This is a genomic window from Paenibacillus hemerocallicola, assembly GCF_006265175.1.
In the GTDB taxonomy this organism is placed as follows: domain Bacteria; phylum Bacillota; class Bacilli; order Paenibacillales; family NBRC-103111; genus Paenibacillus_AB; species Paenibacillus_AB hemerocallicola.
Genome location: NZ_VDCQ01000136.1, coordinates 1 through 6,608 on the forward strand (window position 1 = coordinate 1; position 6,608 = coordinate 6,608).

General features: G+C 42.4%; 8 protein-coding genes. 6 read left to right on the forward strand and 2 right to left on the reverse strand.

From position 1 onward, the window contains the following. The first annotated feature begins 360 nt into the window (after positions 1-360). Complete coding sequence (locus FE784_RS40275; RefSeq protein ID WP_218103894.1) at positions 361-558, forward strand: helix-turn-helix domain-containing protein; 198 nt, start codon at positions 361-363, stop codon at positions 556-558. 245 nt (positions 559-803) lie between these two features. On the opposite strand, the gene FE784_RS40280 is transcribed toward FE784_RS40275, so the two are convergent. Next, positions 804-1,097: an RNA polymerase alpha subunit C-terminal domain-containing protein gene (locus tag FE784_RS40280; RefSeq protein WP_139607936.1), complete on the reverse strand. Its 294-nt coding sequence runs from the start codon at positions 1,095-1,097 to the stop codon at positions 804-806. A gap of 692 nt (positions 1,098-1,789) precedes the next feature. On the opposite strand from FE784_RS40280, the gene FE784_RS40285 reads away from it, so the two are divergent. The 5 genes from FE784_RS40285 (at position 1,790) to FE784_RS40305 (ending at position 5,113) form a co-directional block, all read left to right on the forward strand. Further along, positions 1,790-2,083: a VOC family protein gene (locus FE784_RS40285; protein WP_139607937.1), complete on the forward strand. Its 294-nt coding sequence runs from the start codon at positions 1,790-1,792 to the stop codon at positions 2,081-2,083. A gap of 454 nt (positions 2,084-2,537) precedes the next feature. Further along, positions 2,538-2,891, forward strand: a complete 354-nt coding sequence (locus FE784_RS40290; RefSeq protein ID WP_139607938.1) for a VOC family protein — start codon at positions 2,538-2,540, stop codon at positions 2,889-2,891. A gap of 231 nt (positions 2,892-3,122) precedes the next feature. Then, a complete protein-coding gene (locus tag FE784_RS40295) occupies positions 3,123-4,058 on the forward strand; it encodes a DUF4850 domain-containing protein (RefSeq protein ID WP_139607939.1) in 936 nt (311 codons plus the stop codon). Between the two features lie 223 nt (positions 4,059-4,281). Beyond that, a complete protein-coding gene (locus tag FE784_RS40300; protein WP_139607940.1) occupies positions 4,282-4,911 on the forward strand; it encodes a TetR/AcrR family transcriptional regulator in 630 nt (209 codons plus the stop codon). A 22-nt stretch (positions 4,912-4,933) separates the two neighbouring features. Continuing rightward, a complete protein-coding gene (locus FE784_RS40305) occupies positions 4,934-5,113 on the forward strand; it encodes a DUF2197 domain-containing protein (protein ID WP_139607941.1) in 180 nt (59 codons plus the stop codon). A 696-nt stretch (positions 5,114-5,809) separates the two neighbouring features. On the opposite strand, the gene FE784_RS40310 is transcribed toward FE784_RS40305, so the two are convergent. Then, the gene (locus tag FE784_RS40310) at positions 5,810-6,406 is read right to left on the reverse strand and encodes a hypothetical protein (protein ID WP_218103893.1); all 597 of its coding nucleotides are present in this window, start codon (positions 6,404-6,406) and stop codon (positions 5,810-5,812) included. Between the last annotated feature and the right edge of the window lie 202 nt (positions 6,407-6,608).

The following is a 6,608-nucleotide window of genomic DNA, read 5'->3' on the forward strand; positions in this document are numbered from 1 at the left end:
CATTATCTGTGGTGCCCGACAGGGCATGGAGGGCTAACGGGCACGAAAGTGGAGGAGCTTGCTATAAGGCAGCTCCTCTTAGTAACCGGCAGTTATGTTGTGCAATCTAATAAAATTATTTAGATCAATAATAGGTGAATTAATCAACCTGAAGTTGTTTTTATATTGACGGTATCAACTAATAATTGTATTTTTCAAAATAGACTCCATTTTGTTAAGTAATAAAGTCAACTACAATACAGGTAAACTGTTTTGAAAAAATGGAGGCAAGAGCATGAAAGAAAATACATTAGGTAAAACATTTTAGAATTACGTCGGAATAAAGGTATAACGCAGGAAACATTAGCCTAGGTGGCTGGAGTGCCTCCACAGGCTGTATCAAAATGGGAAAGCGGCGGTAGTCCAGATGTTGACTTATTACCCGTTCTTGCTGATTTCTTTGGGGTGTCTATAGATATCCTGTTTGGGAGAAATGTAACTCAAACAGGTCCTGTGGAGTTTGGAATTATGAAATCTATTATCTCACTGCCACGAGTTTACAGAATGTCCCTTCTGTAAAGTGGTTTGGAAGCTGGGTCTCGAAGGAGGGCCGCCAGGTGTCGGATAGCTCCAAAATAAATATTAGCTGATTCCAGAGATTGAAACAGCGACAGCCATGGACGAGAAAATAAAGTGCTAGACTGTCGCTGAATCATTAAACTAACGTTTTAAATGACTTGTGATGCGATTCAGAGATTTTTTCTTTAGGCAGTAGTATATTTCTGATGATCGAAGCTGGAGTAATGGTTAATATGATCGACATGTTATTTCGATTTCTTAAATGATAAACCAAACTCCTCCAATGCGATTCTTAGCTTTGGAATCGTACTCGGACCGACTCCATGTAGCTTCAAGATATCCGTCTCAGCATACTCTGACAGGCGTTGGAGTGATGTAATATCGATCCGTTCAAGAGCCCTTCGGGCAGGTGCACCTATCTTGGAGAGAAAATCACTCTCGATCACTCTTTCTGCCTCGCATACAGGGCAAGTTGGGCAATCAGAGCTTTTATAGTAGTTGTGACCATTTTTACAAGTCCTCAAGGTTGTATTTGCCATGGTAATTGTCCTCCTTTTCATGAAAACCCTTAATTCCAAATATAACATTTTGCAATTTATTATGTTTCTCATAGATTGCTTGATTGTGCTTTTGGTTGGTTAGCTTACGCAGCTCAAGACACAAGGGACGCTTCATCCATGTCTTCAGTTTGCTGAGCACGTTTCACGCCGGCAGAACTGTATGCAGAATATTATTGGGCTGGCCGTTCCATTACCTGTCACCGAACACAAATCAGAGAGTTTTTCGGCTTTCGTGAGGATACCATCCAAGATGCCGAAGAGGTAATCGATAATCGATTGGCAATTTAAAAGTGTGTTATTCCAGGATCACGACTTCGAGATCGATGAGATTACGGATGACGCCATAGAAATACGGGCCGCCGCGAATGAGTGAGTATATGTGAGATAAACCCTTAAAACCTATGGACGGGTACGAGAGCTCAATTAGACACGAAGGCAGCCGGTCAGGAAAGATCGGCTGCCTTTACTCAACTAACGGGGTTTTTTGCAAGAAATTGTTTACACCTGAGAACATTTGTACGGTATGATTAAGATTAGGAAAAAATTAACACAATTGTTGTTTTAGCATCCTAACTGGAGGTTGAGTGATTTATGAGTACATCTGAAAAATTGATTCAAGAAACAGTAAATGGGTATTTTATTTACGTCCGTGACTTAAAAATGCAATTGTGATGTACAGTAAGCTTTTTGGTTATCCAGTACAGGAAGAAGAAGTACTGTTTGGTCATTTATATTTTATGCCTAACGGCATCATTTTAGATTCTGATGGAATGGTAGGAAGACCAATACCCGAATGGCTTCCAGTTTCTTTGAAATTAGGTACTACAGACATTGATGAAGCTAAGGATAACGTACAGGAGCTCGGCTTTAAATTAAGCTATGGAATAGACCGTGGACCAAAAGTATCTTGGTTCCTCTTTAAAGATCAAGACGGGAATACCTTAATGATGTGTCAAGACCATTAAGCTAACGGATACGAAAGTGGAGGAGCTTGCTATAAGGCAGCTCCTCTTTTCTATTGAAGTAACCGGCAGTTATGTTGTGCAATCTAATAAAATTATTTAGATCAATAACAGGTGAATTAATCATTAGTCACCATAAATCCCTATAAATCAAGGTTGGATTATGGAGAAGCTAACCAAATAACTGGATAGAATGTCCCTTCTGTAAAGTGTTTTTTTCGGCCAACGGTGCCCGAGAGTCTTTAAGAGCCGTAGCATGTCCCATGCCAGAAGTTGATCGGTATATGCCGGTTCGGCGACCGCCCTTTCAGGTCGCCGTTGTGTTGCTGGCCGATGTTTTCGAGTACAACTCACGGGAGATTGCTGACATGCTTAAGACGACGGAAGCACCGTATCGTTTGTTTGTGTTGATTCGTGTATAAAGTGATGAAGATCCAATTTGAGGGGAGTTTTGCAGATGCTCATCAGAAATCGAATCAATACCTGCTTCATTCATTTGAAAAACTTGAAGAAAGGAAAAGAGTGGTATAAGATGGTGTTCCCGTTTGAGGTGCTGGCAGAGGGAGACCTCGAGTTCAAAATGGAAGGGGCGGGACTTATGTTGCTGCAAACAGAGCATGAGAACATTACGCCGCTGCCGTACTCCGTCTTTTTCTTTGAAACGTCCGATGTGGATCAGGTTTTCCAGGAGTTAACGCAAAAAGGCGTCAAAACAGACGGAATCCGGCCGTTTCCAGACGGGAGGCGTGGCTGTCACGCCTTCGACCCGGAAGGCAACATGCTGCTCATTTGCACGCCGCCTATTGTATGACTACAACTTATGAACGATATCGTCATGGTCATCCGTAGTGGATAACGAAGTTTCTTAACTTGCCGTTACAGGCAGCGCGGTGAATCGAGTCATAAATGGTAGTTCAACTCATTGAACTAACGGAGAACAATAGTTCTATGACTAAGATGCTACCGGATAACGCAACAATTACCCTAAAATAAACGTCTATAGGGAGTATATGGATTCTAATTAACAGGAGAGTAGCATGAAATGGAGTCTCGACTTAAAAAAAGCACAATGTTCCTTGGACTTCTGATCTTGACCTCGATTATCGCGTGCAGCGATGAGACTGGCCCGGCAGCAACGACAGCAGTACCCAAGACTTCGGCTACGACGGAAAGTGGTATGTCGATTGCTTCGCAGCCATCTCCACAAGTTGTTGGGCCAGTTACCGCACCTCAATCACCGCCGTCCGATGAACCGGTGGCCGAGCCTTCACTGTCTATGTCAGACCGATCGACCTCTGTCCTTGAACCACAACCGAATCGGCTGGAGGTCTGCGGAACTTCCGAATTTGGCCGGGGAGCTCAAACAACGCGGCTACCTCTGCGTTGCATCCGGGCAAATTATGGACTCGATGGCCCCAATGGTCCGCCAATGCTTGCCCCGCAGAAGACGATCAAGGTCGAATCCTATGTTATTCCTTCAGGGTTTCGCAAGTCGCTCGCCGCTTATTGGATGAACTTGGGGGATAACGAGCATGGCGTACTGCTGTTAGCGCCCAAGGACTGGAGCTTATTATCGGCTGATGTCGGTGCCAATGGTTCTCATGGCATTCGGCTGGTCCATCCGGATGACCCCGAGCAGTTCATCGATTACTTTGATCAGGGAGGCTGTCAGGGTTGCCTTATCCCGAATATCGGTACTTATTTTCCGCAACTGAAATCATGGGCGGAGGAGCAGGGATACGAAGTGAACCCTCAGCCTGGGATTAACGAACGGACCACACTCACACCGAATCTAGTGGCCTACCGCAAGCAGACGGAGAAGAGTGGATACGCTCTTCACGGTGTTGCTTATCAGGAACATGGCGGTGGAGGCGGCGTATTCCGTTCCGTGGAAATCCAACTGCCGGCCTCGGCCAAGGCCACAGCAACTATCATATTGAATCTGTTTGCAGCGCTGCACCCTGATCCTTTGAAATAATCTGGCTTCTCCCATTTTTCAAGCTGCTAATGAAGATCATTAAGCTATCGGATTACGATAGTTCAACCAAGATGACGGCAGCCGGCCAGATGGGCGGCTGCCGTTGTCCGTTGAAGTAACGGGCAGTTTAGTTGTATAAAGGAGTTCAAAAACCATTTAGATAATATTCACCTAAATGGTTTTTTTGTTTGATTTTTTCGTACGACTGTACTAAAATTAAAACATGAGTAAAAAAAATAAACCAACCAACCAAAAACAAATGTCATTCATCGAAAAAGCCCGTAGAGCTCAAATTGTGGAATGTGCGATTGAGACAATCGCAGAAGTAGGTTACACTCAAGCCTCTTTAGGAGAGATTGCAAAACGTGCGAAAATCAGTAAGGGGGTTATTTCTTATCACTTTGCAAATAAAGAGGAATTACTGGAGCAAGTAGCTATCGAATACTATATGGCTTGGCATTCATATATTGCTCCACGAATAGAAACTCAAAAATCTCCTAAAGAAATGCTTCGGGTGTATATTGAATCCAATCTTACATTCGTAGATGAAAATCGGCAGCATGTTTTCGCTGTTATTGAATTGCTTTCGAATAAGATAACTGCTGATGGTAAACTTCAGTTTGCATCAGACCATGATGAAGCTGTTTTACTTCCAATTGAAAATATTCTCACCCTAGGGATGCAAGAAGGGATTTTCCGGGAATTTACCAAACCATCGGCAAGGGTGATGGCGCTAACAATAAGAAATGCCATTGACGGGTTCACCATTGAATTAATGAGAAAGCCTCATTTAGATGTTCAGGAATATACGAGAGAACTGGTTACAATCTTCGACATATCAACTAAGAAATGATGTGTCACTAAGGAGGTTAACAATGTTTTACTATGATGTACTTTGTTATTGTTGTAAAAAAACATTCAAAATATACGAAGGTTCACTAAAATATAAACAAGCTAAGGAAAGAAAGGTTAAGTTTTTTTGTTGCGAAGATTGTGCTGATAAAATACGCCTTGAAACAATTTTGAATTTTATGCACGGAATCAATCGTTTTTAATTTTTGTTTTCTAAACGATTATCGCCAAATATTGCACTAAACTCCGTTGTCTATCTGCAACCGAGCAACCCCATCTTTACGAATTTTTCTTAAAAGGATAATGGACGGAGACGATAGCTCAAAAAGGACATTTGAGGCAGCCGGCTATTTACGATAGGCTGCCTTTCTCAATTAGCTAAAGTGAGAATGCTCAACATAACTATTTTGGTTAAAGAGTAAGAGTGGTGAAATATGTGAACCGATCGGAATGGCAACGAAGAGTAGAAAGATGGAGTTTAGGTTGAACTAATGGAGAACGATAGCTTAATATTCATTTTGAGCGAGGCTGCTGGTATGAACCAGCAGCCTCGCTACGTAAAGGGCCAAAAACCCTTAAATACCAAGGATTAATTGATGTTTTTCTTAGCCAAAATGCTTAGCGTTTTGTCCCTTCTGTAAAGTTGTTTCTAGGATCGGCAAACGTGCCGAACCATAGCATGTTCCATGCCGGAAGGCGATCAGCACATATCGGCATCGTCAGGCTTGATCGGGGGAAGGGCGACATTAAGGACAGTTTATTCACAATAAATCTTTAAGCCTAGCTTCTCGGTGCCCACAGCATGACAGATACGCCTACAAAGCATATAGCGGCCCCGAAAATCCTGCTGAAGCGTGAATGATAATTGAAAAGGCAGCCTGTGTAAAGAAGGTTACCCGTTATGGGCGAACGTCTTTTTTAGAATCGCGACATATAATTCCAGCACATGGATAGGGTCTGTGTCCTAAGGTTGTGAAGTAGCTGTTAATTTGGACTACAGCACCTTTAGGTTCTTTGACAAGCACTTCTTTAATGCACGTTTCTAACCATGAAACGAGTTGCAAACCAGATAAGTCGTTATGATTGGGATGGGCAGCACTAGCATGGTTTCGCTTATCTCGAATGTAGTCGAGATGCTTGAATCCGATATCGGTGATGATTCCAGTATCTCTACATCCTTTCACAAGTTCCCATTCTTCTAGTTTAGCAAGATCATCCTCTGACCTAAATGCTGCTCTTCGCTTTGAATCTGTTATTACGCTATCTAGGAAATAATCCATATCAAAACGTTTTACTTTTTCACGGAGATTCACTACTGTTTCATTCCAGAGCATATTAAGTGCAGCATCAAATAAACCGGCACTGCAGGCTGCTACAAACTTAGAAATATACATTGCATATTGTTGATAGTACGGTTGCCGATGTAGCTGATGTTGTAGCTCAAATGAAAAAATGGGTTCTTCAATTGTTTGAACTCCCATGAAAATTAAATCCACCGAAAAACCTCAAAAAGACAATAATAAACTAGACCTAGCCGAATGATTTTTAAAAAAAAGGCTGTGTCGGAAGAAGAGTTATGTAATTAAAGTACCAAAGACCTTACAAGGCTGAACATAAAAATGAGGCTGGTGCAGCAACCAGAGTAGGATTAATCTCCCATGAGTGCTTCCCGAAAGGGAGCGACAATCTGTGATGCAC

Excerpts from the sequence above, each read along its gene's own strand:
- FE784_RS40305 (WP_139607941.1), top strand. The coding sequence starts at position 4,934 with ATGTTTTACTATGATGTACTTTGTTATTGTTGTAAAAAAACATTCAAA.
- FE784_RS40300 (WP_139607940.1), top strand. The coding sequence starts at position 4,282 with ATGAGTAAAAAAAATAAACCAACCAACCAAAAACAAATGTCATTCATC.
- FE784_RS40280 (WP_139607936.1), bottom strand. The coding sequence starts at position 1,097 with ATGGCAAATACAACCTTGAGGACTTGTAAAAATGGTCACAACTACTAT.
- FE784_RS40290 (WP_139607938.1), top strand. The coding sequence starts at position 2,538 with ATGCTCATCAGAAATCGAATCAATACCTGCTTCATTCATTTGAAAAAC.
- FE784_RS40285 (WP_139607937.1), top strand. The coding sequence starts at position 1,790 with ATGTACAGTAAGCTTTTTGGTTATCCAGTACAGGAAGAAGAAGTACTG.
- FE784_RS40295 (WP_139607939.1), top strand. The coding sequence starts at position 3,123 with ATGGAGTCTCGACTTAAAAAAAGCACAATGTTCCTTGGACTTCTGATC.